At 69.8% G+C, this 1,724-nt stretch carries 2 protein-coding genes; one reads left to right on the forward strand and one right to left on the reverse strand.

Annotated elements, in window-relative coordinates; all coding sequences use genetic code 11:
* Window positions 1-669, reverse strand: a 669-nt coding sequence (locus tag ACFYWM_RS44675; RefSeq protein WP_389927981.1) for a hypothetical protein, incomplete at its 3' end; no start/stop codon positions are given.
* A gap of 482 nt (window positions 670-1,151) precedes the next feature.
* Here ACFYWM_RS44675 and ACFYWM_RS44680 point away from each other — a divergent pair.
* Window positions 1,152-1,724, forward strand: a 573-nt coding sequence (locus ACFYWM_RS44680; protein WP_389927984.1) for a M23 family metallopeptidase, incomplete at its 3' end; no start/stop codon positions are given.

A 1,724-nucleotide genomic window follows, 5' to 3' on the forward strand; every position in this document is an offset into this window, starting at 1 on the left:
CGGTGGCGCCTCGCCGACGATCCTCCTGTACCGCACGGGGATGTAGTCGTTGACGATGCTCGACCACGACTCGTCCCCGCGCTGACCGTGGGAGTTGGCCGCGGGCCCCTTCGCCCAGTCGTTCTCCCAGCCGCCCGAGTCGGGATTCCCGGTCCCGTTGAGCGAGTAGGTCCACGCGCCCTTGGTCGGGTCGCTCGTGTCCTTCCAGCGCGCGAAGAGCTCCATGTGCCCGTCGCGGAGGATCGCGTCCCCGGGCAGGAGGTCGCGCGCGCTCGACAGGCGGATGAGGTCGGAGTAGTTCAGGAAGTCGGAGGTGCTGTTCCCGCCCTTGCCGGCGTTCGCGGTGATGTGCCACGCCATGGACACCAGCCCCGAACAGTCGGGCCCGTACCGGTTGTCGCCCTCCGCGTCGGTGACCAATGTGTTGGAGCGCCGCGTGAGGTTGTACTTCACGTCGCGATCGACCCAGTTCTGCGCGCGGGCCAGCACCTCGGCGCGGGTGATCGTGCCGTTGGGCACGCTCGCCGCCTGCGCCGCCGGTGTTGCCTGTGCCGCCTGCGCCTGCGCCTGCGCCGACCTGCTCGCGACGTCGACCGCGGTGAGACCGAACGCCGCCGCGCCGACCGTGCAAACGACGGCCAATGAACGGCGGAGCGCGAATACGACCATGGGATTTCCCTCCGGTTCCTGCTGATTGCCTGCCGCCGTAAAGGTGCCACCGGCCGCTGTAATCCCGCTGCAACGCGCTTTTAAGCCGCGGTCGGGGAAAACCCGCACGACATTCCTGGACCGGTTCGCATGACCGGTTTCCGCTCCGCCACCGGACCCGGCCGCGTTAGCGAGGCGGGGGCGCCGGACCTCGTGAAACGGCGATCCTGCCGGCGTATCCGCTGGTCAAAGCCCGCCGTACCGCCGTGTATCGCACCACCCGCCCTGACCTGGGTGCCGCGATGCGGCCCGGCCAGGACCCCCGGCACGGCGTGCCCGGACATGAACGGCGGGTTGGAGCGGATTTGGACTCGGTTTGCAGCAGCCGTGTGAAGACTGCCGTTCACAGCCGCCGGGGCGAATACGACCGCCCGGCGGAGAACGGACCAGAACCCTTTTCACGCGGGACCGACGGGATTTCGCCGGTCTTTTGAAGGAGCCCCATGTTCACATTCACCGCGGCACGACTGAGCATCGCCACCGCTGTTCTCGCCGCCGCCGGCGTGGTCGCCACGGCGAGCCCGGCGATGGCCGCCCCCGCCCTGCAGTTACCGTTCCCGTGCGGCCAGCAGTGGCGGCTGGACACCTGGGCGCACGCCCCCGCGCTCGACATGGTGCGGGAGCCCGACCAGCACGGCACCGACGGTGCCACGCTCGTGGCCCCCGCCGCCGGGACGGTGAACCAGTCCTTCCAGCACGGCAACGCCGGCAACACGATCCAGATCGATCACGGCGGCGGCTACTACACCACCTACATCCACCTGCACTCCCGTGCTGTCTCGGTCGGGGCACGGGTGCAGGCGGGAACGGTGATAGGCAGGGTGGGCGCGACCGGGCCGACGTCGAACGGGCACCCGCACCTGCACTTCGAGCTGGGCTACGACTCGAACGGCGACGGGGAGGCGTCGTGGGGGTTCGCCGGCTCCGAGCGCGTCAGGCCGACCTTCAACGGTGTCACCTACGGCGGTGCGAACGGCCAGACCTGGCGTAACGTCACCAGCCGCAACTGCCCCACC

It is taken from the genome of Streptosporangium sp. NPDC002721, assembly GCF_042888905.1.
GTDB lineage: Bacteria > Actinomycetota > Actinomycetes > Streptosporangiales > Streptosporangiaceae > Streptosporangium.